Source organism: Pseudomonas sp. NPDC089758, assembly GCF_044748705.1.
Taxonomy (GTDB): Bacteria; Pseudomonadota; Gammaproteobacteria; order Pseudomonadales; family Pseudomonadaceae; genus Aquipseudomonas; species Aquipseudomonas putida_X.
The window spans coordinates 71,922-97,546 of the sequence record NZ_JBIVGN010000011.1 but is presented as its reverse complement, the minus strand read 5'-3'; the positions used below and the strand labels follow the sequence as shown (position 1 = coordinate 97,546).

The following is a 25,625-nucleotide window of genomic DNA, read 5'->3' as shown; positions in this document are numbered from 1 at the left end:
CGTCAAATAGAGAATGTGGACAACTTGTCGCATAGCTTTCTTGAGCCACGCCACAATTCCTGCGCAAGCCATTGTTTCCACAGGCTCATTGTTGTCCACGGATAATGTGGAACCGCCTGTGGAAAACATGGTGGCATCTCGCTGCAACCCATTGAAATCAAGGCTTGCACGGTGCTGGTTAAATGTTGACCAGTTGCCGCAGTGAGCGCTTTCAGCCGCTTTTTCACAGGCGCCAATTCAAACCCAAAACAATACGCGCGCCCTGTGGATAACTCTGTGCGAAACCCTTGGACAGACTGCTGCAAGCGGCATGTTTGAAAGCGTCGCGCCATCATAGGGCTGCGCAAGGATGACCATAGTTGGCTGAAAGGGTTCCGCCTAAGGGTCAAGTTGCCCCCAATCCGTGGGGAAAGCCTTGTGGATAACATGCGCATAGATGGCGCAGGCCCCTCTACCATGCGGGTTTTCGGGTAATGTACAAAAAATGACCAAGGGCTTCTATGGCTTGCTGACGACGCCCGTCGCGGGCATGCTGCAAAGCTTGCCGAAAATAATCCACAGCGAGGAACAGAGCATGACGTCCACCGTATTCATCACTGGCGCGACTTCCGGTTTTGGCGAAGCCTGCGCGCGCCGTTTCGCCGATGCCGGCTGGAAGCTGATCCTTACCGGCCGGCGCAAGGAGCGCCTGGACGCCCTGTGCGCCGAGCTGTCAGCCAAAACCGAAGTGCATGGCCTGGTGCTCGATGTACGTGACCGCAAAGCCATGGAGCAGGCCATCGCCAATTTGCCGGCCGGCTTCGACAAGTTGCGCGGCCTGATCAACAACGCAGGCCTGGCGCTTGGCGTCGATGCCGCGCAGAACTGCAGCCTGGATGACTGGGAGACCATGGTCGACACCAACATCAAAGGCTTGATGTTCACCACCCGCCTGCTGCTGCCGCGTCTGATCGCCTATGGCCGTGGGGCGTCGATTCTCAACGTCGGATCGGTGGCGGGTAACTATCCGTACCCGGGCAGCAACGTGTATGGCGGCACCAAGGCGTTCGTTGGCCAGTTTTCGCTGAGCCTGCGCTGCGACCTGCGCGGCACGGGCGTGCGTGTCAGCAATATCGAGCCGGGGTTGTGCGAGAGCGAGTTCTCGCTGGTGCGCCACGGCGGTGACCAGGCCAAGTACGATGCCACCTACGCCGGTGCCGAGCCGATTCAGCCGCAGGATATCGCCGAAACCATCTTCTGGATCCTCAACCAGCCGGCGCACATCAACATCAACAGCCTGGAGCTGATGCCGGTGAGCCAGGACTGGGCTGGGTTATCGATCGATCGTTCGGTGAAAGGCTGACGCCCTAGGGGCGCTTTGTCGCCCAACTGCCGGCAAGCCGGTTGCCATAGGCGTTGCGGTCGCCGCTCGCTGTGTGGCAACCGGCTTGCCGGAAGTGGCGTCAGTCAAGGCGCTGCAGGCCTTCCAGGCAAGTCGCCAGGTGGTAGGGCGTAGTCGAAGGCATGTCATGCCGGCTGACCGCACCATCACCATCGCGGCATTCATACCAGCCGCCATCGTGCAGGAAGCGTTGCTGCATTGCCTGCAACTGCTCGGCCAGCTTCGCTTCACTCCCTGGCCGTAATGCCAGCGCGCGCAGATATTCAGCCTGTGCCCAGATCCGCTGGGTCGCATCGATCACCTTGCCATCCACCGCGAGCATCGCCAGCACTGCGGCATCCTTCACTCCGCACTGCTCGGCGTAACCGAATGCGCGGTCGATCGACGCATGCAGCGGCGTGCCGCGCAGCAGTGCCGAGGTATGCAGCAGGTAGAACCACTCGAACTGATGCCCCGGCTCGAACCAGTTATCCACAGCACCGCGGGGTTTTTCCAGCATCAGGCCAGAGTGCGGCTCGATGAAGTGCGTTTGCAGGGCTTGGCACAGTTGCAGCAGTGCTTGTTGAACACCCGGGTCTTCACGCACGCAGAGCACTTGCAGGAAGGCTTCGGCCAAGTGCATCTGTGGGTTTTGCAGGGGGCCGCTGCCAAGGTCGCTCCAGTCTTCACCCAGGCTCGCTTCGTAGAGGCCGTCATTGCGGGCAAACTGCTCGCTGACGATCTCAAGGGCAGCATTGAGGGCCGACTCCACCAGGCCTTCGCGGACTTTGCCCCAGTAATGAGCGCAGGCAAACACGATGAATGCATGGGTGTAGAGGTCCTTGCGCCGGTCCAGCGGCTTGCCTTGGGCATCGATGCTGTAGAACCAGCCGCCATGTTCAGCGTCGTGGAAATGCCGCTGCAGAGAGCGGAACAGCGCTGCAGCCCGCTCGGCCGCGCCCGGTTGTTCGATGCGGCTGCTGAACAGGTACAACTGACGCGCGCAGGCCATTGCCCGGTACCGCTGCACCGGCAGCGGGTGGTGCGCGGCATCCAGGGCCTCGTAGGGCAGTGCCATTTCGGCATTCCAGCCCGGGCCGAGCCACAGCGGTACGATGCCTTCGGCGAAGTGCTGTTTGAAGCCGGCCAGTTCGGCTGGAGTTGGGCGGGGGTCGGACATGAATGCGCTCGTCACAATCGGGCAGTGCGCCATGGTAGCAGAAGTGCGCTTCAGCCCGGATTACCCAGACCCTGCCAATGCCGTGCACCGACGAAGATGAAGCGTAACTGCTGGGTTATCTTGTCCCGTGCGCTCAGGGCCTGTGGATAACCTTGCTCCGGGTTGTCGATCAGTTCCGGCAGGGTGGCAAACACGGTCTTCACCACCAGGTCGGCGATCACCGCCAGCGCTGCCTCGTTCAGGTGCTGCCAGCGTTTCATGCGCGCAAGGTCGGTGGACAGGTCGTTGCTGATACCTTGGCGCAAGCGGCCGATGGCCTGGCGCACCGCCTGCGAGCCGCCGTACTGCTCGCGGGCCAGGAACAGGAACTGTGCCCGGTTGGCGGCTACCACGTCGAGGAAGATGCGTACCGAAGCGTCGGTGATGCCGCCCAGTTCGAATTCATTGTGCCGCACCAGGCGGATGGTCTGGCGGAAGGTGTCATCGACCTCGGCCACCAGCGCCAGGCCCAGGGCGTCCATGTCGGGGAAGTGCCGATAGAACCCGGTGGGCACGATGCCGGCGGCCTTGGCCACTTCGCGCAGGCTGATGCTGCCGAAGCCACGGCCGCTTTCCATGAGCTGGCAGGCCGCGTCGAGCAGGGCCTGGCGAGTCTGTAGCTTCTGTTCGGCGCGCGGCAGCATGTCAGGTCATTGATCACATGAGAAACCTGCACTTTATTGGCTCATGGCCAAAAGTCAAAAAAAAGCAGTTTCAAGCCGCTTGCTCGCTGAGGTGGCGCGCAGCGTAATGCTCAATGTAGTTATCGCCGCTGATGGGGACCTCCAGCATCTTCATGTCCATGTTTGCCAGGCGCTTGAGAATGGAGGGCGCATACTTCACCAACAAGGCCTGTTTGCGTTTGGCCCAGCTCCGCACTTGCCTGGCCGAGGCCGCCTGGGTACGCAGCAGGGCCACTGCGTGGTGCTCTAATTGGTTCAGTAAGTAGACATCGAGGATCACTTCATCCAACGCGTCGTTTCGGGCATTGGCCAGGTATCTCACGCAGGGCATGCGCACCCCCAGCAGCCTGGCCAGCAACAGCAAATCTTCGGTCTGCATGTGCCGGTTCGGTGTTCTGGCAATGCCCGAACGCAGGGCTTCGATGCACGCATCCAGGTGTTTGAGCAGGCGCTGGCGTTGTTTGCCGGTGCTGGCCTGCGTGCCAGCAGGGGCTGCCTGTTTCAGTGAGTAGGAAGCGGCTTTGAGCATGATGACCATGTTTTCGCCTTCGGCTGTGATCGCGCCGTTGTTGGTCAGCAAGTAGCCGATGATCTTGTTCGCCGAGAACATCCCTTGGGCTCCGCACCGTTCACGGCACCGCGTCAGGGTGTCCTGGCTGCCCCAGGTCGAAACCGCCTTGAGAATCGCCACCTCGTTAAGCACTTCGGGGGGCAAAGGCTTGATTGCATCACTGCCCAGCCCCGCGACGATGTGTTCCAGCCAGGCTGCGTGGACCAGGGTGGTCGCAACGTCGATGGCCATGGGGTGGCGATAGGTGGGATAGCTGAGCAGGTTGACCGGCCCCGCTGGGCTGAAGCTCTGGCGTTTCTGAGCGTAAGCGTAATTGATCTGCAGGCCCGCCATCGCTACTGCAAGGGAGCAACTGGCCATACACAGCTTGCCGGACTGAACGCGTTCGACCGAGCTGAGGAAGCGCTGGCTGCGCGTGTTCGTCAGCCGCAGGCTGCCGTCGCGGTCGAGTTCGATAATCCCTCGCTGCAGCAGTGCCTCGTACGGGAGTTCGACGTTATCGAACGAGGTCATGGCATTGTCCAGGTGCAACCCCGGCTTGTGGCCCAGCGCCGTGATTCGAATGCCGGTGCAGGCGGCGCCATCTGCCTGCAGTGGAACCAGGAATGGCAGGATGCCGACGAACTGATCCTTGACCATCAGCCGTGCCATGACGACCGCTATTTTGGGTAGCGAACTGTGCGTACTGTTCGGCATGAACTTGTAGGACTGGGCACTGGGAGAGTTAAGCATGAAGCGCTGTCGTTCAGGGTGGTAGTGCGCTTCGGTTTCCAATGAAAAAAGATTGCTTCCGTACCCCAGTTCAGTTGCCAGGTACACACCGATTGCCGTGCCATCGTTCAAGCGGCTGTAATGTTCACGCACATAGTCACTTTCATCGCCCAGGGATTTGATGGTCCCCATGCACAGGTTGTAATGAATGGAAATCATCGATGCCAGGGCGCCATCATGGATGGCACAGACTGCGTGGAGCTGGAGCAATCTGGGCAGGTCGCACAGCAAGGTATCACCTCGCATGCTGGGGTGCGCCAATACATCGATCAAGGCTTGCTTGGCATCTTCACCGGTCGTGATGGGCCTGGCGATGCGGGCCAGAAGTTCTTCGTCCAGCCAGTCCGGCCTGAGTGCTATCAGATCAGTTGTGGGATTTGTCATGCCAACGCTCCATCGCCTCATTTGTCTCAACTTAACAATGGCGATGGGGGGGCTGAAACTGGCAGAAATGATAGGTACTGGTGCAACAGGCGGGCATGCAATACCCCCGTAAAACAAAGCCCGGTCAAGTGACCGGGCCGGGAGGGGCGCAAGCGCTGTACTGCCAGTTGTTCTTTTCGGCCATGGCGTCAGCTCACGCGGCTGATTTCGACCAGGCGGTCCGAGCCACCTTCGGCAACATGGCCACTGCGTTCGATCAGACGGTCAGAACCACCTTCGGCAACACGATCATTGCGTTCGATCAGACGGTCAGAACCACCTTCGGCAACACGATCATTGCGTTCGATCAGACGGTCAGAACCACCCTCGGCAACACGATCATTGCGCTCGATCAGGCGGTCAGAACCACCCTCGGCAACACGATCATTGCGTTCGATCAGACGGTCAGAACCACCTTCGGCCACACGATCACTGCGTTCGATCAGGCGATCCGAGCCACCTTCGGCAACGGTTTTCAAGGGCTGGGCGATTTCCACAGCGCTGGAGCGCGATTCGGCGGTCAGGTGCTGGTCGGCTGCAGGCACGGCAAAAGCGTTGGCAGCAAGAATGGACAAGGTCAGGGTCAGCAGTTGGCGTTTCATGATTTGAGTGCTCCTCAGAGGGGCTGGAAAGTGGGTACGGAGCCAATGCTACGCCCGGTAACGCCAGAGAGAAGTTCATACGGATAATGGTAACAATCGATGCCATTGATAGCCGTCCAAGATGGCTCTGGCACGCGGCCTTCAAGTCGATGTATGGCTCATTGCCACCGTTGCTTTCACGCCACGGCGCACCTGCTCTATGGGCAAAACCTGAACAATGAGCCAAGAAAAACTTCGCTATCATGAGCTTCACCGATAAAACCCTGCGGGCTTTCATCAGTCCGAGACAGTGAGTGCCATCGTTGCGCCGTTATGCGCCAAGCCGTCAGGAGAATCACGCAATGACGCGTCCCGCCAGAATCCTCGTCTGGACCCTTACCAGCCTGCTGACCCTGCTGGCGATACTGGTGGTGGTGATCGCCACTTTCGACTGGAACCGCGTCAAGCCGCTGCTCAATGAGAAAGTCTCCGAAGCGTTGCACAGGCCGTTCGCGATCAATGGCAACCTGGCGGTGCATTGGCGTACTGAGCCGGAAGAAGGCGGGTGGCGTGCCTGGGTACCGTGGCCGCACTTCACTGCCGAGGACCTGACCCTGGGCAATCCCGATTGGCTGAAGGCGCCAGAGATGGTCGGCCTGGAGCGTGTGGAGTTTCGTCTGGCGCCGCTGCCACTGATATTCCAGCAGATCGTCATCCCGCGTATCGACCTGGTCAAACCCACCGCCAGCCTTGCTCGGCTGGCCGATGGCCGCGCCAACTGGACCTTCGACTTAGGCCCCAAGGATGAGAATGCGCAGCCCTCCAAGTGGCAGTTGGACATCGGCGCCATCGGTTTTGACCAAGGCAACGTAAGCCTGGACGACCAGACCCTGAAAACCAGCATGAAGGTGCAAATCGACCCGCTGGGCAAACCGATCCCGTTCAGCGAGATCGTTGGCAAAGCCAGCGCGCAAAAGGCCGGCGGTGCACAGGATTACGCCTTCGGGCTCAAGGTCCAGGGCCGCTATAAAGGTCAGCCGGTTTCCGGCACGGGCAAGATCGGTGGCCTGCTGGCGCTGCAGGACGCCAGCCAGCCGTTCCCGCTGCAGGCCGATGTGCGGGTTGCCGATACCCACGTCGTTCTCGCCGGCACCCTGACCGACCCGCGCAACCTGGGTGCGCTGGACCTTCGCTTGCGCCTGTCCGGTGCGAGCCTGGGCAACCTTTATCCGCTGACGGGGGTGACCCTGCCAGATACCCCGGCCTACTCGACCGACGGCCACCTCACGGCCAACCTGCATGCGGCCACGGGCGCGACCTTCAACTACCAAGGGTTCAACGGCAAGATAGGTGACAGTGATATCCACGGCGACCTGGCGTTCACCGCAAGCCAGCCACGGCCGAAACTCTCCGGCAAACTGGTGTCCAATCAGCTGTTGTTCAAAGACCTGGCACCACTGATCGGTGCCGACTCCAACGCCGAGCAGAAGGCCCGCGGGGGCGCCAGCAAGCAGCCTGCCGGCAAGGTGCTGCCGGTGGAGGAGTTCCGCACCGACCGCTGGCGCAGCATGGACGCCGACGTCGAGTTTGCCGGCAAGCGCATCGTTCACAGTGAACAGTTGCCATTCAATGATCTCTCCGCCCATGTGATCCTCGATGACGGTCTGCTGCGCCTGGACCCCCTGCGCTTTGGCGTGGCCGGTGGCAACCTGGCATCCAGTATTCGCCTGGATGGCCGCAGCGTGCCGCTGCAGGGGCGCGCCCGTCTGACCGCACGCGGCTTCAAGCTCAAGCAGCTGTTCCCCACCTTTGCGCCGATGCAGACCAGCTTCGGGGAACTCAACGGCGATGCCGATATCACTGGCCGCGGCAACTCGGTGGCGGCGCTGCTGGGTACGGCCAATGGCGACCTACGCTTGCTGATCAACGATGGCGCGATCAGCCGCAGCCTGATGGAGATCGCCGGGTTGAACGTGGGCAATTATGTGGTCGGCAAGCTATTTGGCGATGAGGATGTTCAGATCAATTGCGCAGCGGCCGATGTAGGTATCAAGGACGGGCTCGCGAGTACGCGCCTGTTCATATTCGATACCGAGAACGCGATCATCTATGTCAATGGCACCGCCAACTTCGCCAGCGAGCAGCTGGACTTGAAGATTACTCCGGAGTCGAAAGGCTTGCGGCTGTTCTCCCTGCGCTCGCCGCTGTATGTTCGCGGGCCGTTTGCCAAGCCCGGTGCAGGCGTGCAGGCGGTGCCGCTGGCCTTGCGCGGGGCAGGCATGGTGGCGTTGGGTGTGGTGGCAGGGCCGGCGGCGGGGTTGTTGGCACTGGTAGCACCGAGCAGTGGCGATGAGCCCAACCAGTGCACGCCGTTGTTGCAGCAGATGAAAGCCGGCAAGGCGCCGGCTGAGGTGAAGAGCAAGAGGTGAATGAACAGGGGCCGCAAAGCGGCCCCTGGTGATTACAAGCCTTCGAGAATATCCGACATGTCGTCGGCGTGTTCTTCTTCCTGAGCCAGGATGTCCTCGAAGATCCGACGCGTGGTCGGGTCCTTGTCACCAATGTACTGAATGATCTCGCGGTAGCTGTCGATCGCGATGCGTTCGGCCACCAAGTCCTCCAGCACCATCTCCTTCAAGGTGTTGCCCGCTACGTATTGAGCATGGGAGTTCTTGGTCAGGTTGTCCGGGTTGAAGTCCGGCTCGCCACCCAGCTGCACGATGCGCTCGGCCAGTTTGTCGGCGTGCTCGGCCTCTTGGTTGGCATGCTCGAGAAACTCCTCGGCAGCCACGCTCGCCTTGATCCCGCTGGCCATGAAGTAATGGCGCTTGTAGCGCAATACGCAGACAAGCTCGGTGGCCAGCGACTCATTGAGCAGGCGCAGGATTTCCTGGCGGTCGGCGTGGTAACCCTCGGTCACCGCACCTTGCTCGACGTGCTCACGGGCACGCTTGCGCAGGGTTTGCACATCGGTCAGTTCAACGTTGCTCATGGTTATCTCCAGACAAATCAGGAAGAGTGGTCAAGGTATTACGCAGGCTCAGGCGCCGTGTACGGCTTCGCTGTCCTCTTCTCGTTGTTTGCAGGTCTTGAAGCCCTTGGCATCGACATGGCCGGTGGCATCGAAACGCACGTAGTAAGGCTGCTGATGGCCATCGCGGTTGAGGATGTAGTCGTTGCAGGTGCCTCCATGCGGCAGGTCGATGGCATTTGATGGGCTGCCACCGATGGCGATGACTTTCTGCATGGTCATGCCGTTTTCAACTTGCTTGACCAGTGGCTCGTCGCGGAAGGTGACGTAGTCCACAGGGTTTTCCGGGCGGCTGCCACAGGCGGCCAGGGTCGCGCTTGCCAGAAGGATTGCCAGGGTCTGTTTGTACATGGTCCCGCTCCTTGCTCCAGGGTCTGTTCTGGTTTGGAACCGCGCGGCGCGTCAGGAGTTCGATTGCGATGCTCATTCAGGCCGCTGTAGTGTTGGCGGGTCGTCCACGCAAAGGGGCTGGGCCCATGCAGCAGGAATTGGCTACGCGATACCCGTTGGTGCTGGTGCCGGGCATGCTCGGCTTTGTCAGGGCGTTGCTGTATCCCTATTGGTTCGGCATCGTGCCGGCCTTGCGCAAGGGCGGGGCGCAGGTGTTTCCCGTGCAGGTATCGCCCTTGCACTCCAGCGAAGTGCGCGGTGAGCAGTTGCTGGCGATCATCGAAGACATCTGCCAGCGCACCGGCGCTGACAAGGTCAACCTCATCGGCCATAGCCAAGGCGCCCTGAGCGCGCGATATGCCGCTGCCAAGCGGCCAGAACGTGTGGCATCGGTGACCTCGGTGGCCGGGCCCAACCATGGCTCGGAACTGGCCGACCACCTGGCGCGTACAGCGCCGGGCGATTCTGCTCGAGGGCGCATCCTCAGGGCGGTTCTGCACGGCTTGGCGGTGCTGCTGGGGTGGCTGGAAACCGGATGGCGGCGCGCCCCATTGCCAATCGACGTGCATGCCTCGCACCAGTCGCTGACCAGTGCCGGCGTAGCGCTGTTCAACCAGGCTTATCCACAGGGCCTGCCCGACACCTGGGGCGGCGAGGGGGCGGCAGAGGTCAACGGCGTCCGTTACTATTCGTGGTCAGGCACTTTGCAACCAGGTTTCACCGACCAAGGGCGTAACCGCTTTGACGGCAGCAACCGCTTCTGCCGCCTGTTCGCCCGCAGCTTCGTCAAGGAAAAGGGCCAGTGTGACGGCATGGTCGGGCGCTTCAGTTCGCACCTGGGGCAGGTGATCGGTGATGACTACCCGCTGGACCACCTGGACATCGTCAACCAGTCGCTCGGCGCCGTGGGCAAAGGCGCCGAGCCGGTGCACCTGTTCACCGAGCACGCCGCTCGCCTCAAGGCTGCGGGGCTGTAGCCAGGCGGCGCACGGGGGTGCTCCAGCGTTCGGCGAGGATCACCCCGGCCAGGGTCAGCAGGCCGCCGATCAGGTGGTAGCTGGCCAGTTGCTCGTCGAGCACTGCGGCTGCGATCAGCGCGGTCACCAGTGGCAGCAGGTTGAAGAACAACGTGGTGCGGCTTGGCCCTAGGCGTTGCACGGCCTGCATCCACACCAGCGGCGCGATCATAGAGGCCAACACACAGGCGTATAGCACCAAGCCCACGTTATGCACATTCAGGCCGGTCTTTTCAGAAACCAGGAACAGCGGCAGCAAGACCATGATTGCTACCAGCACCTGCAGATACAGCAACTGCAAGGGCGGCAGGCGCAGCTGCCATTTCTTCAGCAGGAAGCTGTATAGCGCGTAGGCCAGGGTCGCCACCAGCATCAGCAGGTCGCCACGGTTCAGGCCTTGCTCCAGCAAGCTGCCGGGCTGGCCGGCGGAGACCACTTCCAGCACGCCGATGAACGACACCACAGCGCCGGTCAGCGCACCGTAGCTCAGCCGCTGGCCGAGCCACGCGATGGACAGGGCCAGCGACATCAAGGGCATCAGCGAGAGAATGATGCCCATGTTGGTGGCGCTGGTGATGCTGGCCGCGAAATAGGCCAGGCTTTGGTAGAGGGCCATGCCGAGCACGCCAAGGACGAAGATTCTGGCCAGGTGCGGACGGATGGCGGCGCGGTTGCGCCACACGGCCGGTAGCAGGAATGGGGTGAACAGCAGCCCTGCGAGCAGCCAGCGGTAGAAGCCGATCTCGGCAGGGTGAATGGCACCTGCGGACAGCTTGGTGACCACGGTGTTGCCGGCCCAGATGAGGATGGCGGTAAGGGGGTACAGGTAATTCATGACGCAGCGGCTCTCGGATGCTCACTAGCCCCTGTGGCAGCGTGCCCGCTTGCACAGAGGTTGTAGGGTGGCCCGGCATTATCGGTTGTCTGTCAGCAAGCCTATACTCTTATCCAGACAACCTGCCCCTTGAAGCAGACAGCATGCGCCGCAAATACCTCGACATCCCCCAGTTCGACCTGCTTCCTGCGCCGGTGTACCTGCGCCACGACGAATTCGGCGCCGATACGCACAGCGCGCCGCACCGCCACACCTGGGGCCAGCTCAACTACACCGCCCATGGCGTGATGCACCTGGACGTCGACGGCCAGCGTTTTCTGTCACCCCCGCATTACGCTGTGTGGGTGCCGCCGGATACCGAGCATGGTTGCTACAACCCGCAGGCCATCGTGTACCGCTCGGTCTATCTGGACCGCAGCCTGTGCGCCGGGCTACCGCAGCAGCCGTGCAGCCTGGTGATCAGCGATATCCTCAAGGCCATCCTCGGCGACTTCGCCCGCCGTGATGTCAAGGTGGCTCAGGACGAACGCGACCAGCGCCTGGTGCAGGTGCTGGTCGACCAGCTGCTGCAGGCACCCACCCAGACCTGCTACCTGCCCTTCGCTCATAGCGAGGGCCTGCGCCAGGTGCTCGATGCCCTCGTCGCCGAACCTGGTGACAACCGCCCGCTGGCGGACTGGGCGGCGCAGGTGCATGTCAGCGAACGCACCCTGGCGCGGCAATTTCTGCGCGAGCTGGGCATCAGCTTTGGCGAGTGGCGCCTGCGCCTGAGGTTTTTGCGGGCCATCGAGGCGCTGGAGGCCGGTTTGCCGATACAGGCCATCGCCTTCGACCTCGGCTACAGCAGCGCCTCAGCATTCATCGCCATGTTCCAGCGCCAGGCCCATTGCACGCCGGAGCAGTACCGGCGGCAAGCGCGCACGGGTGTGTAAAATTTGTTGTCTACACTCATCTGCGACACCGTGCATCGGGCGCGGGAGAGAAGGAGACCACTCCATGAAGATGCTGCACATGCCATTGCTGGCGTTGGCCGTTATGTTCAGTGCGCAGGGATTCGCCGCCACCGCTCAACAGGAAAAGATGACCTCGTGCAATGCCGACGCTTCTGCCAAGGCGCTCAAGGGCGATGAGCGCAAAGCCTTCATGAGCAACTGCCTGAAGAAAAGCGTACCGCCCACCCAGCAGGAAAAGATGAAGCTCTGCAACGCTGACGCCAGCGCCCAGGCCTTGAAGGGCGATGAGCGCAAGGCCTACATGAGTGACTGCCTGAAGAAGAAATGACCTGCGCCTATGCCTGTAGGACGAAGGCTGGCAGACTGCGGTTCTTTTCCGTTGTCTGCCGTTGAGGCTGTATGACCTTCACCCCCCGCCAGGTCACCCTGGCCAGTTGGATCATCGTATTTGCCGGCCTGCTGCTGGCGCTCCCTCTGAAATTGTTACCTAGCTTGCTGGCCGGGTTGCTGGTGTTCGAGCTGGTGAACATGCTCACGCCACGCCTGCAGCCGATCATCGCCGGGCAACGCGCGCGCTGGCTGGCGGTGGCGCTGCTGGGTACCCTGGTGGTCAGCACCCTGACCTTGCTGATCGCCGGCGCGTTCAGCTTCCTGCTGCACGAGGCAGAAAACCCCGGCGCCTCGCTGGACAAGTTCATGGCCCTGTTCGAGCGTGCCCGTGGCCAGTTGCCGCCGTTCATCGAGAGCTACCTGCCGGCCAGCGCCGCGGAATTCAAGGTGGCCATCGGTGACTGGATCAAGAGCCACCTCAGCGACCTGCAGCTGGTAGGCAAGGGCATGGCGCACATGTTCGTGACGCTGCTGATCGGCATGATTCTCGGCGCGATCATTGCGTTGCAGCGCATCCCCGACATTTCCCGGCGCAAGCCGCTGGCTGCCGCCTTGTTCGAGCGCCTGAGCCTGTTGGTGCAGGCGTTTCGCAACATCGTCTTCGCGCAGATCAAGATCTCGCTGCTCAATACCGTGTTCACCGGCATTTTCCTCGCTGTGGTGCTGCCGCTGTTCGGTGTGCACCTGCCGCTGACCAAGACGCTGATCGTGCTGACCTTCCTGCTTGGGCTGTTGCCGGTAATCGGCAACCTGATGTCCAACACGCTGATCACCATCGTTGGCATGTCGCTGTCGATCTGGGTGGCGGCGGCCGCGCTGGGGTATCTGATCGTTATCCACAAGGTCGAGTACTTCCTCAACGCGCGGATCGTGGGCGGGCAGATCAGTGCCAAGGCCTGGGAGCTGTTGCTGGCGATGCTGGTGTTCGAGGCGGCGTTCGGCCTGCCGGGCGTGGTAGCGGGGCCGGTGTACTATGCGTACCTCAAGAGTGAGCTGAAGCGGGCGGAGCTGGTTTGAAGCGGCAAGCTGCAAGCTTCAAGCTTCAAGCTTCAAGCTTCAAGCTTCAAGCTTCAAGCTTCAAGCTTCAAGCTTCAAGCTTCAAGCTTCAAGCTTCAAGCTAAAGCCGACCGCGGTGGGCCGTCTATCGCCAATCGGCTTGTAGCTTGTAGCTTGTAGCTTGTAGCTTGCGGCTTGCGGCTCAGCCGTAACGTTTGCGTGCTTCGATTGCCAGGCCGCTGCCGATGCTGCCGAAGATGTTGCCCTCCACATGCCGCGCATTGGGCAGCATCGCCGCCACGCTGTTGCGCAGCGCCGGGATGCCGCTGGAACCACCGGTGAAGAACACCGTGTCCACCTGGCCTTCGCTTACACCGGCTTTGGTCAGCAACTCCGTGACGCTGCCACGCACCCGCTCCAGCAGCCCTTCGATCGCGCCTTCGAACACCGTACGGGTCAGGTCCACGCCCAATTCGCGCTCGACGCGGCCGAGGTCGATACGGCGGCTTTCGTGGTCGGTCAGCTCAATCTTGCTGGCCTCCACCTCCATCGCCAGCCAGTGCCCGGCCCGCTGCTCGATCAGCTTGAACAGACGGTCAATGCCCAGCGTGTCCTCGATGTCATAGCGCATGCTGCCCAGTGCCAGTTGCGACTTTTGCGAGTACAGGGCGTTGATGGTGTGCCAGGTGGCCAGGTTGAGGTGATAGCTGGTCGGCATTAGCGCACCGCTCTTCATCCGGCTGCCGTAACCGAACAGCGGCATCACGCCCTGCAGGCTCAACTGCTTGTCGAAGTCGGTACCCCCGATGTGCACGCCGCCGGTGGCGAGGATGTCGCTTTGACGCTCGGCTACCTGGTGACGTTCAGGTGACAGGCGGATCAGGGTAAAGTCCGAGGTACCCCCGCCGATATCCACGATCAATACCAGCTCTTCACGGCTGATACCTGACTCATAGTCGAACGCGGCGGCAATCGGTTCGTACTGGAACGACACGTCCTTGAAGCCAATCTTGCGGGCCACGTCGGCCAGGGTGTCCTCGGCCTCCTGATCGGCGGCCTGGTCTTCGTCTACGAAGAACACCGGACGGCCCAGTACCACCTGATCGAAGCTGCGGCCGGCAGCGGTTTCGGCGCGGGTTTTCAGCTCGCCGATGAACATGCCCAGCAGGTCCTTGAACGGCAAGGCGCTGCCCAGCACGCTGGTGTCGTGCTTGATCAGCTTGGAGCCCAGCAGGCTCTTGAGCGAGCGCATCAGGCGGCCTTCGTAGCCTTCGAGGTACTCGTGCAGTGCCAGCCGGCCATACACCGGGCGGCGCTCTTCGATATTGAAGAAAACCACCGAGGGCAGGGTGATCTTGCCGTCTTCCAGGGCTATCAGCGAATCGACCCCGGGGCGGTGCCAGCCGACGGTAGAGTTGGAGGTGCCGAAGTCGATGCCCAGGGCACGGGCCGGGGATACGTCAGACATGGGAAAAGGGCTTCCGGAGGCAAAACGGCCGCGCAGTTTATGCCACTTGGCCAGAGAATCAAGACCGGTCGTCTGCCTTGAAGCAAAGCCAAGCGAACCTTGAAAGGCTATGCTTGACCCTTATCTTCAGATGCAACATGAAAATTCACATTGGTGATCCATAGATGGACTTCAAAGACTACTACAAGATACTCGGCGTAGAGCCCACGGCGGACGAGAAGGCGATCAAGGCCGCGTACCGCAAGCTGGCGCGCAAGTATCACCCTGACGTCAGCAAGGAGCGCGACGCCGAGGAGAAATTCAAAGAGGCCAACGAGGCCTACGAGGTGCTTGGCGACGCCCAGAAACGCGCCGAGTTCGACGAGATCCGCAAGTACGGCGGCCAGCACGGCCGGCCATTCCAGGCCCCGCCGGGCTGGGAGAACCGTGGCGGTGCGGGTGGTGGTTTCGAGGGCGGAGATTTCTCCGACTTCTTCAGCTCGATCTTCGGTGCGCGGGGCGGCAACCCGTTTGGCGGCGCTCGGCAACAACGCAGTGCCGGCAGGCGAGGGCAGGACGTGGAACTGGAACTGGCGATCTTCCTTGAGGAAACCCTGAGCAAGGAATCCAAGCAGATCAGCTTCCAGGTGCCGCAGACCAACGCTGTCGGCCAGCGAACCGGGTTCACCACCAAGACCTTGAACGTGAAGATCCCGGCTGGCGTGAGCGACGGCGAGCGCATCCGCCTCAAAGGCCAGGGGGCACCTGGCAGCGGTGGCGGCGCCAACGGCGACCTGTTCCTGACCATCCGCATGGCACCGCACCCCCTGTTCGATGTCGAAGGCCAGGACCTGATCATCACCGTGCCATTGGCACCGTGGGAGGCTGCTTTGGGCACCAAGGTGGCGGTGCCGACCCTGGACGGCAAGATCAACCTGACCATCCGCCCCGACAGCCAGAGCGGCCAGCGCCTGCGTGTGCCTGGCAAAGGCCTGGCGAACAAGCAGGGCGAGCGCGGCAACCTCTACGCCCAGCTCAAGGTGGTCATGCCGCCGGCATCCGACGCCTCTGCCCGCCAATTGTGGACCCAGCTTTCCGAGAAAGCGGCGTTCAACCCGAGGACACAGTGGAGTAAGTGATCATGAGCAGCACCCTGATCGTTCAACTGGACATGCGCACGCTTTGCCAGGAGGCCGATATCACGGCCGACTACGTGGTCGAGATCGTCGAGCACGGCATCGTTGAACCTTCGGGGCGAACGCCGGAGGAGTGGTTGTTCGATGATCAGGCGCCGCTGCTGGCCAGGCGTGCGGCGAAGCTGCACCAAGAGCTGGAGCTGGAGTGGGAAGGGGTGGCTCTGGCGCTGGAACTGTTGCAAGAGGTGCAGCAGTTGCGCAGTGAGAACAGCATGCTCAAACAGCGTCTGGGCAGGTTTACCCAAATGTGATGTCGACTGCACCGGCCCCATCGCCGGCAAGCCGGCTCCCACAGGGACGGTGCAGAACAACTGGTCCCCAGCTGTGGAGCAGCTGTCTTGCTCAATTTCTAAAGCCGGCGCGATCGGCGTGGGAGCCGGCTTGCCGGCGATGGGGCCCGTGCAATCAGCAAAAATCAGGCTGGCTCTGCCCCCGGGTCGAGCACCAGCTGCATGAAAGTCAAATCCAGCCAGCGCCCGAACTTCACCCCCACCTGGGGCATCTGCCCGGTCACCACGAAGCCCAGGCGCTCATGCAGGCGCACCGACGCCGCATTGCCGCTCTCGATGGCTGCGACCATCACATGCTTGCCACACCCCCGCGCGCGCTCGATCAGTGCTGCCATCAACTGCGGCCCCAGGCCCTTGCCGCGCTGATCGCCCCGGATATACACCGAATGCTCCACGGTATGGCGAAAGCCCTCGAACGGCCGCCAATCACCAAACGACGCATAGCCCAGCACACCGCTGTGATCCACTGCCACCAGAATCGGATAACCCTGCTGTGCCCGGGCCTCGAACCAGGCCTGGCGGTTGCCGAGGTCCACCGGCGTTTCGTTCCAGATCGCCGTGGTGTTGCGCACCGCGTCGTTATAGATGTCCAGGATGCCCGGCACGTCAGCGAACAGGGCATCGCGAATTTCGTGGCTCATTGCTACATCTCACTAGGTCCAGGGCTGCAGATTAAATGGTTACCAGCCCACGCACACCCTCGGCCTGCATGTTTTCGCCACGCCCGCGCTGGATGATTTCGCCACGGGCCATGACCAGATACTGGTCGGCAAGCTCCTCGGCAAAGTCATAGAACTGCTCCACCAGCAGTATGGCCATGTCGCCACGCTCAGCCAGGCGGCGGATGACGGCACCGATTTCCTTGATGACTGATGGCTGTATACCTTCTGTGGGTTCGTCGAGAATCAGCAGGCGTGGTCGGCTGGCCAGGGCGCGGCCGATAGCCAACTGCTGCTGCTGGCCGCCAGACAGGTCACCACCGCGCCGCTGCTTCATCTGTTCCAACACCGGGAACAGTTCGTAGATGAACGCAGGCACCTCACGCGCCTCGCGTGCCGGGAAGCGCGACAGGCCCATCAGCAGGTTTTCCTCGACGCTGAGCCGCGCGAAGATCTCGCGGCCCTGGGGCACGTAGGCAATACCGGCATGCACCCGTTGCTGCGGCTTGAGCGCGGTGATTGGCTTGCCTTCCCACTCCACGCGGCCTTCGCGTGACGGCACCAGGCCCATCAGGCAGCGCAGGAGGGTGGTCTTGCCCACGCCGTTGCGTCCGAGCAGGCAGGTGACTTCACCGACCTTGGCCTCGAAGGACAGGCCGCGCAGGATGTGGCTGCCGCCGTAGTACTGGTGCAATTCACTGACTTCAAGCACTTTCAATTCCTCGTTCTTGTCAGCTACAAGCCTCGGGCCGCAAGGGCAAGATAAAGCACCGCTACTGCTTGCGGCTTGCGGCTTGCCACTTGAGGCGCGCTAGCGCCCTAGATAAACCTCGACCACCCGCTCATCCGCCTGCACCTGCTCCAGCGACCCTTCTGCCAGTACGCTGCCCTGGTGCAGCACGGTCACATGGTCGGCAATGCTGCCGACAAACCCCATGTCGTGCTCCACCACCATCAGCGAATGCTTGCCGGCAAGGCCCTTGAACAGCTCAGCGGTGAACTCGGTCTCGGCATCGGTCATGCCAGCCACCGGCTCGTCGAGCAGCAACAGTTGCGGCTCCTGCACCAGCAACATGCCGATCTCGAGGAATTGTTTCTGACCATGCGACAGCAGGCCTGCCTGGCGCTGGGCCAGGGGGAGCAGGCGCAGGGTGGTCAGTACCTCCTCGATGCGTTGCTGTTGCTCACCGTTCAAGCGTGCTGCCAGGCAGGCCCAGACCGATTTTTCGGTTTTCAGTGCCAGTTCCAGGTTCTCGAACACGGTCAGCGCTTCGAACACCGTGGGCTTCTGGAACTTGCGGCCAATGCCGGCCTGGGCGATCTGGTATTCGCTCATGCGGGTCAGGTCCAGGGTATCGCCGAAGAACGCACTGCCGGTGTCGGGGCGCGTCTTGCCGGTAATCACGTCCATCATGGTGGTCTTGCCAGCACCGTTGGGGCCGATGATGCAGCGTAATTCACCCACACCGATGTACAGGTTCAAGTCATTGAGGGCCTTGAAACCATCGAAGCTGACGCTGATGCCTTCCAGGCTCAGCACCGTGCCGTGACGGGTATCGAGCCCCGCCTCCCGGCGGCTGCCCAGGCCAATGGCATCACGGCCACTGCCAAGATTGTCGAATACCGGTTCGAGCATGAATTCCGGATGCACAGGTGGCACGCCTTTCATGGCTGGCTCCTTTTCTTCAGCAGGCCGACCACACCCTTGGGCAGGTACAGGGTGACGAGGATGAACAATGCGCCGAGGAAGAACAGCCAGAATTCAGGGAAGGCAACGGTGAACCAGCTCTTCATGCCGTTGACCAAGCCTGCGCCCAGCAGCGGGCCGATCAGCGTGCCGCGCCCGCCCAGGGCTACCCAGACAGCAGCCTCGATGGAGTTGGTCGGCGACATTTCGCTGGGGTTGATGATGCCCACCTGTGGCACATAAAGTGCGCCTGCCAGGCCGCAGAGCACGGCGCTCAGCACCCACACCAGCAGCTTGAAACCCCGCGGGTCATAGCCACAGAACATCATGCGGTTTTCTGCATCGCGTACCGCGGTGAGCAGGCGGCCGAACTTGCTCTGGGTCAGGCGCCAGCACAGGTACAGGCTTGCCAGCAGCAAACCGACGGTGAGCAGGAACAGCACCGCGCGGGTGCCCTGCGCGGCAATGTCGAAGCCCAGAATCGTGCGGAAGCTGGTGAAACCGTTGTTGCCGCCAAACCCTGTCTCGTTGCGGAAGAACAGCAGCATGCCGGCGAAGGTCAGGGCCTGGGTCATGATCGAGAAATACACGCCCTTGATCCGCGAGCGGAATGCGAAGAAGCCGAACACCAGCGCCAGCAGGCCCGGCGCCAGCACCACCAGGCACAGGGCCCAGGCGAAGTGCTGGGTACCGGCCCAGTACCAAGGCAGCTCGTTCCACGACAGGAACGTCATGAACCCTGGCAGGCCGTCACCCGCGGCCTGGCGCATCAAGTACATGCCCATGGCGTAGCCACCGAGGGCGAAGAACAGTCCGTGCCCGAGCGACAGCAGCCCGGCGTAGCCCCAGACCAGGTCCAGGGCCAGGGCAACGATGGCGTAGCAGAGAATCTTGCCGACCAGCGTGAGGGTGTAGGCCGATACCTGCAATGCGTGGTCGGGCGGCAGCAACGACAGCAGCGGCATGGCCAGCAACAGCAGGACGACGACCGTGCCAATGGCGAGTGACAGGCGTGGCCCGGCTTTTTGCGAAGCGGTGACAAGCAGTGGCTGGTTCATCAGTCGATAACCCGTCCCTTGAGGGCGAACAGACCTTGCGGGCGCTTCTGGATGAACAGAATGATCAACGCAAGGATGAGGATCTTGCCAAGCACCGCGCCAATTTGCGGCTCCAGCAGCTTGTTGGCTATCCCGAGGCCGAAGGCGGCCCAGAGGCTACCGGCCAGTTGCCCGACACCGCCGAGCACCACCACCAGGAACGAGTCGATGATGTAGCTCTGGCCAAGGTCCGGGCCGACGTTGCCGACCTGGCTCAGCGCTACACCACCAAGCCCGGCAATGCCCGAGCCCAGGCCGAAGGCGAGCATGTCCACGCGCCCGGTGGACACGCCACAGCAGGCAGCCATGTTGCGGTTCTGGGTCACCGCACGCACGTTCAGGCCCAGCCGCGTGCGGTTGAGCAGCAGCCATGTCAGCAGCACCACGGCCAGCGCGAACGCAATGATCACCAGACGGTTGTAGGGCAGCACCAGGTTGGGCAGCAGCTGGATGCCTCCAGACAGCCAGGCCGGGTTGCTGACCTCGACGTTCTGCGCGCCGAACAGCAGGCGGATGGCCTGGATCAGTATCAGGCTGATGCCCCAGGTCGCCAGCAGGGTTTCCAGCGGGCGGCCGTAGAGGTGGCGGATCACCGTGCGCTCCAGCGCCATGCCCACCCCGGCGCTGACGGCGAAGGCCACAGGCAGGGCAATCAACGGGTAGAACTCGATGGCGCCGGGGGCGTAGCGCTGCAGCAGCACCTGGACCATGTAGGTGCTGTAGGCACCGAGCATGAGCATCTCGCCGTGCGCCATGTTGATCACGCCCAGCAGGCCGAAGGTGATCGCCAGGCCGAGCGCCGCCAGCAGCAGGATCGAACCCAGCGACAGGCCGCTGAACGCCTGGCCGAGCAGTTCACCGAACAGCAGCTTGCGTTTGACTTGGGCCAGGCTCGTTTCAGCGGCAGTACGCACGGCTGCGTCGGTTTCCACATCGGGCTGCAGCAAAGCCTCCAGGCGCGTGCGGGCCAAGGGGTCGCCAGTTTGGCCAAGCAGTCGTACCGCCGCCAGGCGTACGGCTGGCTCGCTGGCGCCCAGTTGCAGGTTGGCCAGTGCCAGGCCAAGCGCAGCGTGCACCGCAGTGTCGGGTTCGCTGGCAAAGCGCCGGTCGAGGAACGCCATTTGCGCCGGGCGCGCACTTTTTTGCAGTTGCTGGGCGGCGGCCAGGCGCGTGTCGCTGTTGTCGCTGAGCAACTGATGGCTGGCCAGGGCGTTATCGATCAAGCCGCGCAGGCGGTTGTTAAGACGCACCTTGCGGGTGTCATCGGCGGCGATGCGGCCCTGGCGCAGGTTTTCCAGCAGCGGCAGGCGCGCGGCTTCGGGTTGCGCCGCCCAGCCTTCGAGCAGGCGAGCCTGCTCGGCGGGCTTGGCGGTGAGGAAGAATTCGCCCTCGCTGGCCTGGGTTGCCAGGGGCAGCAGGAGCAGCAGGGTAAGGAGGATTCTGAACATGCGGGCAATCCTGAAATCGGCGGTGGATTCATCGCCGGCAAGCCGCCCCCCACAGGTTGGTGCTGTTCTCATGACCCTGTGGGGGCTGGCTTGCCAGCGAATGGGCTGCAGCGCAGCCCCAGTGCACTCAGTTGCCTTTCACTGCATAGTCAGGGCGCTTTTCGTTGCCTGGAATGAACGGGCTCCACGGCTGCGCGCGCAGCGGTTGCTCGGTTTCCCAGACCACGCTGAACTGCCCGTCATCCTGGATTTCGCCGATCATCACCGGCTTGTGCAGGTGGTGGTTGGTCTTGTCCATGGTCAGGGTGAAGCCGGACGGGGCCTTGAAGGTTTGCCCACCGAGGGCTTCGCGGACCTTGTCGACATCGGTGGACTTGGCTTTTTCCGCCGCTTGCGCCCACATGTGGATGCCCACGTAGGTGGCTTCCATCGGGTCGTTGGTCACGGCCTTGTCGGCACCCGGCAAGTTCTTGGCTTTGGCGTAGGCCTTCCAGTCTGCGACGAACTTCTGGTTGACCGGGTTATCCACCGATTCGAAGTAGTTCCAGGCGGCGAGGTGGCCTACCAGCGGCTTGGTGTCGATACCGCGCAGTTCCTCTTCACCCACCGAGAACGCCACCACCGGTACGTCGGTGGCTTTCAGGCCCTGGTTGGCCAGTTCCTTGTAGAACGGTACGTTGGAGTCGCCGTTGACGGTGGAGATGACCGCGGTTTTACCGCCCGCCGAGAACTTCTTGATGTTGGCGACGATGGTCTGGTAATCGGCGTGGCCGAACGGGGTGTAGACCTCTTCGATATCCTTGTCGGCCACGCCTTTGCTGTGCAGGAAGGCGCGCAGGATCTTGTTGGTGGTGCGCGGATAGACGTAGTCGGTGCCGAGCAGGAAGAAACGCTTTGCGCTGCCGCCGTCTTCGCTCATCAGGTATTCCACGGCGGGAATCGCTTGCTGGTTGGGCGCGGCGCCGGTGTAGAAGACGTTCGGCGACATCTCTTCGCCTTCGTACTGCACCGGGTAGAACAGCAAGCCGTTGAGCTCTTCGAACACTGGCAGCACCGACTTGCGTGACACCGAGGTCCAGCAGCCGAACACCACCGCGACCTTGTCCTGGGTCAGCAGCTGGCGGCTCTTTTCGGCGAACAGCGGCCAGTTGGATGCAGGGTCGACCACCACCGGTTCGAGCATCTTGCCGTTGACCCCGCCCTTGGCGTTGATCTCGTCGATGGTCATCAGGGCCATGTCCTTGAGCGATGTTTCGGAAATCGCCATGGTCCCGGACAGCGAATGCAGGATGCCGACCTTGATGGTCTCGGCGGCCTGGATGCTCCAGCTAAGACCCATCGCCGCAATCGATGCGCTGAGGGTAAAGGCCTTGATCAGACTGCGACGCTTCATGTGCTCTCTCCGCTGAGTTTTTTTTGGTGTTGGCCAAGCGGGGAGGGGCGTTGCAAGGGGTGTGCCGAACGGCAAAAGGTGCGTAATAGAAGGGCTGTGCGAGGTGTTGGGGCGCGGAGCCGGTCCAGGATGGTGCCTGAATGGTTTGCCTGCACAGCATTGGGGCCGCTCTGCGGCCCATCGCCGGCAAACCGGTCACAAGGGGTGCATTGTGCTGAAGAGCAACGCTGTACCTGCGAGAGCTGGCTTGCCGGCGATGGGCTGCAAGGCAGCCCCTTGGTGCATCAGCTGTTGCGCACCGCCGTTCGCGGATGGCGCTTGCTACGCACACCTTGGTAGGTGACTGCCAGCAACATGAACCAGATAGGCGTAACGATCAGCGCAGAGCGGGTGTCCGCTTCCAGGCTCAGCAGCACCAGGATGAAGGCGAAGAACGCCAGGCACACGTAGCACATGAAGCGCCCGCCCGGCATCTTGTAGGTCGACGCCTGGTGCAGCGCCGCCCGGGTTTTGCGGTACTTCAGGTACGACAGCAGGATCAGCGTCCAGACAAACATGAACAGCACCGCGGAGACCGTGGTCACCAGGGTGAATGCCTCGATCACATTCGGCACCATGTAGATCAGCACCGCGCCAAGCAGCAGGCAGGTGCACGAGAAGTACAGCCCGTTGGCCGGTACGGCGCGGCTCGACAACTTTTCGAATGCGCGCGGTGCATCGCCTTCCTGGGCCAGGCCGAAGAGCATGCGGCTGGTGGAAAACACGCCGCTGTTGGCCGACGAGGCCGCCGAGGTCAGCACTACGAAGTTGATGATGCTCGCCGCCGCCGGCAGGCCGGCCAGCACGAACAGTTCGACGAACGGGCTCTTGCCCGGCACCACGTCGCGCCAGGGGGTCACCGCCATGATCGCGATCAGTGCCAGCACGTAGAACACGATGATGCGGATCGGTATCGAGTTGATCGCCCTTGGCAGGGTGCGCTCAGGGTTCTTCGCTTCGGCGGCGGTGGTGCCGACCAGTTCGATGCCGACGAAGGCGAATACGGCGATCTGGAACCCGGCGAAAAAGCCCATCAGGCCATTGGGGAACATGCCGCCGTCATTCCACAGGTTGGCCAGCTGCGCGGTGCGCCCACTCGGCGATTCGAAACCGGTGATGACCATGTACAGGCCGGTTGCGACCAGGCCGAGGATGGCCAGGATCTTGATCAGGGCGAACCAGAACTCCATCTCACCGAACATCTTCACGGTAACCAGGTTAAGCGACAGCAGCACTGCAACGCAGGTCAGCGCGGGTATCCACTGCGGCAGGTCCGGGAACCAGAACTGTGTGTAGGCGGCAATCGCGACCACATCGGCAATACCGGTGACCACCCAACAGAACCAGTAGGTCCAGCCGGTGAAGTAGCCGGCCCAGGGGCCGAGCAGGTCGGCCGAGAAATCGATGAACGACTTGTAGTTGAGGTTCGACAGCAGCAGTTCGCCCATGGCGCGCATGACGAAGAACAGCATGAAGCCGATGATCATGTAGACGAAGAGGATCGACGGCCCCGCCAGGCTGATGGTCTTGCCCGAGCCCATGAACAGGCCGGTGCCGATGGCACCACCGATGGCGATCAGCTGGATGTGGCGGTTGGTCAGGTTACGCTGCAGGTGCTGCGCTTGAGCAGGAGGGGAAGAGGTCCGGGTCATCGGCTGCATTCCATTGAGGGTCAGTCTTTTTGTGAAAGCCGCGTAGGCTAACACGCGCGTCCCAAAACGGGGCGCGACAGATCGACTCGACTTTTCGGTAGCAGGGGCTGCTGTGCAGCCCCAATGGCCTCAGATGCTGGCCAGCACCTTGCGCCGTACCACCAGGCTGTCCACCACCCACATCACCACCATCGACACCCCAACCAGCGGGAAGATCACGCCTAGCACCACCATCACCCCTACCGCCGCCTTCCAGCGCGGCAGGTCATGGCGTAGCGCCGGCACCCCCAGGCCGCCGCTCGGCCGGCGCTTCCACCACATCACCAGCCCGCTCACCGAACCGAGCAGGATCATCAGGCACACCAGCAGAATGATGATCTGGTTCAGCGGGCCGAACATCTTGCCCTCGTGCAGCATCACGCCCACCTCGGTCGCGCGGGCCACCGGGCTGTAGTCCTGCCAGCGCACGTCGGCCAGTACCTTGCCGGTGTACTGGTCAACATGCAGGGTGGCATCGTTGCGCGGGTCGTCGGCGAACACGGCGATGGTGAATACGCCGTCGGCAGTGGTCGGCACGGTGATGCTGTAGCCGGGCTCCACCTGGCGCGCGGTGGCGAGGTCCTGAACCTGCTGCAGGCTCACCAGAGGTGCCGCTGGCCTGTTCGACATCATGTGGTGCCCGGCATGTTCGGCGTGTGCGCCAGACTGCGGCATCGGCGTGTTTTCCATGGCCCAGGGCACCGTCTGGCGGTGGGCGCTGTTCAGTTCACCGGCCTGTTGATCGGACTTGGGCACGTCATTCCACATCGCTGCCGGGAAGCGGTTCCACAAGTCGGCGTACTGTTTGCCCCACAGGCCGGTCCAGGTCATGCCGCTGAGCAGCATCAGCAGCAACAGGGCCGAACCCCAGAAGCCGCTGACCGCGTGCAGGTCGCGCCAGAGCAGCCGCCCCCGTGCTGACAGCCGTGGCCACAGCACGCCACCGCCGCTGCGCCCGCGCGGCCACCACAGGTACAGGCCGGACACCACCAGCACGATGCCCCAGCCGGCTGCCAGTTCCACCAGGCGGTCACCGAGCGTGCCGACCATCAGTTCGCCATGCAGGGCTCGGGCGACTGCCTGCAGGTTCTGCTTGGCATCCTGCTCGCCGAGGATCTTGCCGCTATAGGGGTTGACGAACACATTCAGTTCGCGCCCGCCGTCATGTACCACGAATTGCGCGCTGCGCTCGGCATCGATGGGTGGCAGATACTGGGCCACATGGCCTTTGGGGTAAGCCTGGCGCACTTCGGCCAGCATCAGGTCGGCGCCCTGGCGGTGATGGCCGGCCTCGACCACCATCAGGTCACGGTACAGCAGTGGGTCCAGTTGCGGTTTGAACAGGTAGATGATCCCGGTAATAGCCAGCAGGATCATGAACGGGGCGACGAACAGCCCCGCGTAGAAGTGCCAACGCCAGGCCAGGTTGTAGAAGGAAACGCGTGTTCCGCTCATGGGA

24 protein-coding genes are annotated in these 25,625 nt (G+C 62.3%); 8 read left to right on the top strand and 16 right to left on the bottom strand.

Annotation, left to right across the window (positions count from 1 at the left end; translation table 11 throughout):
* Positions 1–574 precede the first annotated feature (574 nt).
* Entirely contained in the window at positions 575–1,342 is a 768-nt protein-coding gene (locus tag ACIPZH_RS16325; protein WP_267819074.1) for an SDR family oxidoreductase, read from the top strand.
* A gap of 100 nt (positions 1,343–1,442) precedes the next feature.
* Here ACIPZH_RS16325 and ACIPZH_RS16320 read toward each other — a convergent pair whose 3' ends face one another.
* From ACIPZH_RS16320 to ACIPZH_RS16305, 4 genes are all read right to left on the bottom strand, one after another.
* Positions 1,443–2,540 carry an AGE family epimerase/isomerase gene (locus ACIPZH_RS16320; RefSeq protein ID WP_400636897.1) on the bottom strand — a complete coding sequence of 366 codons (1,098 nt, stop codon included), beginning with the start codon at positions 2,538–2,540 and terminating at the stop codon, positions 1,443–1,445.
* A 50-nt stretch (positions 2,541–2,590) separates the two neighbouring features.
* Positions 2,591–3,223, bottom strand: coding sequence for a TetR family transcriptional regulator (locus ACIPZH_RS16315; protein WP_241806223.1), 633 nt, complete (start codon positions 3,221–3,223; stop codon positions 2,591–2,593).
* Positions 3,224–3,293: 70 nt separating this feature from the next.
* Positions 3,294–4,988 (bottom strand): hypothetical protein, encoded by a 1,695-nt coding sequence (locus ACIPZH_RS16310; protein WP_400636896.1) that lies wholly within the window; start codon positions 4,986–4,988, stop codon positions 3,294–3,296.
* 188 nt (positions 4,989–5,176) lie between these two features.
* Complete coding sequence (locus ACIPZH_RS16305) at positions 5,177–5,629, bottom strand: phage infection protein (protein WP_400636895.1); 453 nt, start codon at positions 5,627–5,629, stop codon at positions 5,177–5,179.
* A 341-nt stretch (positions 5,630–5,970) separates the two neighbouring features.
* Between ACIPZH_RS16305 and ACIPZH_RS16300 the strand changes: the two genes are divergently transcribed.
* Positions 5,971–8,037, top strand: a complete 2,067-nt coding sequence (locus ACIPZH_RS16300) for an AsmA family protein (RefSeq protein WP_400636893.1) — start codon at positions 5,971–5,973, stop codon at positions 8,035–8,037.
* Between the two features lie 32 nt (positions 8,038–8,069).
* Here the strand turns inward: ACIPZH_RS16300 and ACIPZH_RS16295 are convergent, their stop codons facing one another.
* Together ACIPZH_RS16295 and osmE are read right to left on the bottom strand one after the other, a co-directional pair.
* On the bottom strand, positions 8,070–8,600 hold the full coding sequence (locus ACIPZH_RS16295) for a bacterioferritin (RefSeq protein ID WP_241806219.1): 531 nt from the start codon (positions 8,598–8,600) through the stop codon (positions 8,070–8,072).
* A 48-nt stretch (positions 8,601–8,648) separates the two neighbouring features.
* A complete protein-coding gene (osmE, locus tag ACIPZH_RS16290) occupies positions 8,649–8,990 on the bottom strand; it encodes an osmotically-inducible lipoprotein OsmE (RefSeq protein WP_241806218.1) in 342 nt (113 codons plus the stop codon).
* Between the two features lie 125 nt (positions 8,991–9,115).
* Here osmE and ACIPZH_RS16285 point away from each other — a divergent pair, with 125 nt between their 5' ends.
* Positions 9,116–10,006 (top strand): alpha/beta fold hydrolase, encoded by an 891-nt coding sequence (locus ACIPZH_RS16285; protein WP_400636891.1) that lies wholly within the window; start codon positions 9,116–9,118, stop codon positions 10,004–10,006.
* Here the strand turns inward: ACIPZH_RS16285 and ACIPZH_RS16280 are convergent.
* The gene (locus ACIPZH_RS16280) at positions 9,987–10,880 is read right to left on the bottom strand and encodes a DMT family transporter (RefSeq protein WP_400636889.1); all 894 of its coding nucleotides are present in this window, start codon (positions 10,878–10,880) and stop codon (positions 9,987–9,989) included. The genes ACIPZH_RS16285 and ACIPZH_RS16280 overlap by 20 nt on opposite strands.
* Positions 10,881–11,023: 143 nt before the next feature.
* Between ACIPZH_RS16280 and ACIPZH_RS16275 the strand changes: the two genes are divergently transcribed.
* The 3 genes from ACIPZH_RS16275 (at position 11,024) to ACIPZH_RS16265 (ending at position 13,240) form a co-directional block, all read left to right on the top strand.
* Positions 11,024–11,812, top strand: a complete 789-nt coding sequence (locus tag ACIPZH_RS16275) for an AraC family transcriptional regulator (RefSeq protein WP_400636887.1) — start codon at positions 11,024–11,026, stop codon at positions 11,810–11,812.
* A gap of 64 nt (positions 11,813–11,876) precedes the next feature.
* Positions 11,877–12,161, top strand: a complete 285-nt coding sequence (locus tag ACIPZH_RS16270; RefSeq protein ID WP_267819054.1) for a PsiF family protein — start codon at positions 11,877–11,879, stop codon at positions 12,159–12,161.
* Between the two features lie 71 nt (positions 12,162–12,232).
* On the top strand, positions 12,233–13,240 hold the full coding sequence (locus ACIPZH_RS16265) for an AI-2E family transporter (protein WP_241806213.1): 1,008 nt from the start codon (positions 12,233–12,235) through the stop codon (positions 13,238–13,240).
* Between the two features lie 181 nt (positions 13,241–13,421).
* Here the strand turns inward: ACIPZH_RS16265 and ACIPZH_RS16260 are convergent, their stop codons facing one another.
* On the bottom strand, positions 13,422–14,687 hold the full coding sequence (locus ACIPZH_RS16260) for an Hsp70 family protein (protein ID WP_400636885.1): 1,266 nt from the start codon (positions 14,685–14,687) through the stop codon (positions 13,422–13,424).
* A gap of 164 nt (positions 14,688–14,851) precedes the next feature.
* Here ACIPZH_RS16260 and cbpA point away from each other — a divergent pair, with 164 nt between their 5' ends.
* Both cbpA and ACIPZH_RS16250 read left to right on the top strand, forming a co-directional pair.
* On the top strand, positions 14,852–15,805 hold the full coding sequence (gene cbpA, locus ACIPZH_RS16255; protein ID WP_400636884.1) for a curved DNA-binding protein: 954 nt from the start codon (positions 14,852–14,854) through the stop codon (positions 15,803–15,805).
* A 2-nt stretch (positions 15,806–15,807) separates the two neighbouring features.
* A complete protein-coding gene (locus ACIPZH_RS16250) occupies positions 15,808–16,113 on the top strand; it encodes a chaperone modulator CbpM (protein WP_012316438.1) in 306 nt (101 codons plus the stop codon).
* A gap of 164 nt (positions 16,114–16,277) precedes the next feature.
* Here the strand turns inward: ACIPZH_RS16250 and ACIPZH_RS16245 are convergent, their stop codons facing one another.
* The 8 genes from ACIPZH_RS16245 to ACIPZH_RS16210 form a co-directional block, all read right to left on the bottom strand.
* Positions 16,278–16,793 carry a GNAT family N-acetyltransferase gene (locus ACIPZH_RS16245; protein ID WP_400636883.1) on the bottom strand — a complete coding sequence of 172 codons (516 nt, stop codon included), beginning with the start codon at positions 16,791–16,793 and terminating at the stop codon, positions 16,278–16,280.
* Positions 16,794–16,824: 31 nt separating this feature from the next.
* Positions 16,825–17,523 (bottom strand): urea ABC transporter ATP-binding subunit UrtE, encoded by a 699-nt coding sequence (urtE, locus tag ACIPZH_RS16240; protein WP_400636881.1) that lies wholly within the window; start codon positions 17,521–17,523, stop codon positions 16,825–16,827.
* 99 nt (positions 17,524–17,622) lie between these two features.
* Complete coding sequence (gene urtD, locus ACIPZH_RS16235; protein ID WP_241806208.1) at positions 17,623–18,480, bottom strand: urea ABC transporter ATP-binding protein UrtD; 858 nt, start codon at positions 18,478–18,480, stop codon at positions 17,623–17,625.
* Positions 18,477–19,556: an urea ABC transporter permease subunit UrtC gene (gene urtC / locus ACIPZH_RS16230; protein ID WP_241806207.1), complete on the bottom strand. Its 1,080-nt coding sequence runs from the start codon at positions 19,554–19,556 to the stop codon at positions 18,477–18,479. Before urtC ends, urtD begins: the two co-directional genes overlap by 4 nt.
* Positions 19,556–21,043: an urea ABC transporter permease subunit UrtB gene (gene urtB, locus ACIPZH_RS16225; protein WP_241806206.1), complete on the bottom strand. Its 1,488-nt coding sequence runs from the start codon at positions 21,041–21,043 to the stop codon at positions 19,556–19,558. The genes urtC and urtB overlap by 1 nt, the downstream gene beginning before the upstream one ends.
* Before the next feature lie 127 nt (positions 21,044–21,170).
* Positions 21,171–22,436: an urea ABC transporter substrate-binding protein gene (gene urtA, locus ACIPZH_RS16220; protein WP_241806205.1), complete on the bottom strand. Its 1,266-nt coding sequence runs from the start codon at positions 22,434–22,436 to the stop codon at positions 21,171–21,173.
* A gap of 284 nt (positions 22,437–22,720) precedes the next feature.
* Entirely contained in the window at positions 22,721–24,127 is a 1,407-nt protein-coding gene (gene cycA, locus ACIPZH_RS16215) for a D-serine/D-alanine/glycine transporter (RefSeq protein ID WP_400636880.1), read from the bottom strand.
* A 129-nt stretch (positions 24,128–24,256) separates the two neighbouring features.
* Positions 24,257–25,621 carry a PepSY-associated TM helix domain-containing protein gene (locus ACIPZH_RS16210; RefSeq protein ID WP_400636879.1) on the bottom strand — a complete coding sequence of 455 codons (1,365 nt, stop codon included), beginning with the start codon at positions 25,619–25,621 and terminating at the stop codon, positions 24,257–24,259.
* Between the last annotated feature and the right edge of the window lie 4 nt (positions 25,622–25,625).

Coding starts and splice junctions, on each gene's coding strand:
- ACIPZH_RS16325 (WP_267819074.1), top strand. CDS start 575: ATGACGTCCACCGTATTCATCACTGGCGCGACTTCCGGTTTTGGCGAA.
- ACIPZH_RS16320 (WP_400636897.1), bottom strand. CDS start 2,540: ATGTCCGACCCCCGCCCAACTCCAGCCGAACTGGCCGGCTTCAAACAG.
- ACIPZH_RS16315 (WP_241806223.1), bottom strand. CDS start 3,223: ATGCTGCCGCGCGCCGAACAGAAGCTACAGACTCGCCAGGCCCTGCTC.
- ACIPZH_RS16310 (WP_400636896.1), bottom strand. CDS start 4,988: ATGACAAATCCCACAACTGATCTGATAGCACTCAGGCCGGACTGGCTG.
- ACIPZH_RS16305 (WP_400636895.1), bottom strand. CDS start 5,629: ATGAAACGCCAACTGCTGACCCTGACCTTGTCCATTCTTGCTGCCAAC.
- ACIPZH_RS16300 (WP_400636893.1), top strand. CDS start 5,971: ATGACGCGTCCCGCCAGAATCCTCGTCTGGACCCTTACCAGCCTGCTG.
- ACIPZH_RS16295 (WP_241806219.1), bottom strand. CDS start 8,600: ATGAGCAACGTTGAACTGACCGATGTGCAAACCCTGCGCAAGCGTGCC.
- osmE (WP_241806218.1), bottom strand. CDS start 8,990: ATGTACAAACAGACCCTGGCAATCCTTCTGGCAAGCGCGACCCTGGCC.
- ACIPZH_RS16285 (WP_400636891.1), top strand. CDS start 9,116: ATGCAGCAGGAATTGGCTACGCGATACCCGTTGGTGCTGGTGCCGGGC.
- ACIPZH_RS16280 (WP_400636889.1), bottom strand. CDS start 10,880: ATGAATTACCTGTACCCCCTTACCGCCATCCTCATCTGGGCCGGCAAC.
- ACIPZH_RS16275 (WP_400636887.1), top strand. CDS start 11,024: ATGCGCCGCAAATACCTCGACATCCCCCAGTTCGACCTGCTTCCTGCG.
- ACIPZH_RS16270 (WP_267819054.1), top strand. CDS start 11,877: ATGAAGATGCTGCACATGCCATTGCTGGCGTTGGCCGTTATGTTCAGT.
- ACIPZH_RS16265 (WP_241806213.1), top strand. CDS start 12,233: ATGACCTTCACCCCCCGCCAGGTCACCCTGGCCAGTTGGATCATCGTA.
- ACIPZH_RS16260 (WP_400636885.1), bottom strand. CDS start 14,687: ATGTCTGACGTATCCCCGGCCCGTGCCCTGGGCATCGACTTCGGCACC.
- cbpA (WP_400636884.1), top strand. CDS start 14,852: ATGGACTTCAAAGACTACTACAAGATACTCGGCGTAGAGCCCACGGCG.
- ACIPZH_RS16250 (WP_012316438.1), top strand. CDS start 15,808: ATGAGCAGCACCCTGATCGTTCAACTGGACATGCGCACGCTTTGCCAG.
- ACIPZH_RS16245 (WP_400636883.1), bottom strand. CDS start 16,793: ATGAGCCACGAAATTCGCGATGCCCTGTTCGCTGACGTGCCGGGCATC.
- urtD (WP_241806208.1), bottom strand. CDS start 18,480: ATGAAAGGCGTGCCACCTGTGCATCCGGAATTCATGCTCGAACCGGTA.
- urtC (WP_241806207.1), bottom strand. CDS start 19,556: ATGAACCAGCCACTGCTTGTCACCGCTTCGCAAAAAGCCGGGCCACGC.
- urtB (WP_241806206.1), bottom strand. CDS start 21,043: ATGTTCAGAATCCTCCTTACCCTGCTGCTCCTGCTGCCCCTGGCAACC.
- urtA (WP_241806205.1), bottom strand. CDS start 22,436: ATGAAGCGTCGCAGTCTGATCAAGGCCTTTACCCTCAGCGCATCGATT.
- cycA (WP_400636880.1), bottom strand. CDS start 24,127: ATGACCCGGACCTCTTCCCCTCCTGCTCAAGCGCAGCACCTGCAGCGT.
- ACIPZH_RS16210 (WP_400636879.1), bottom strand. CDS start 25,621: ATGAGCGGAACACGCGTTTCCTTCTACAACCTGGCCTGGCGTTGGCAC.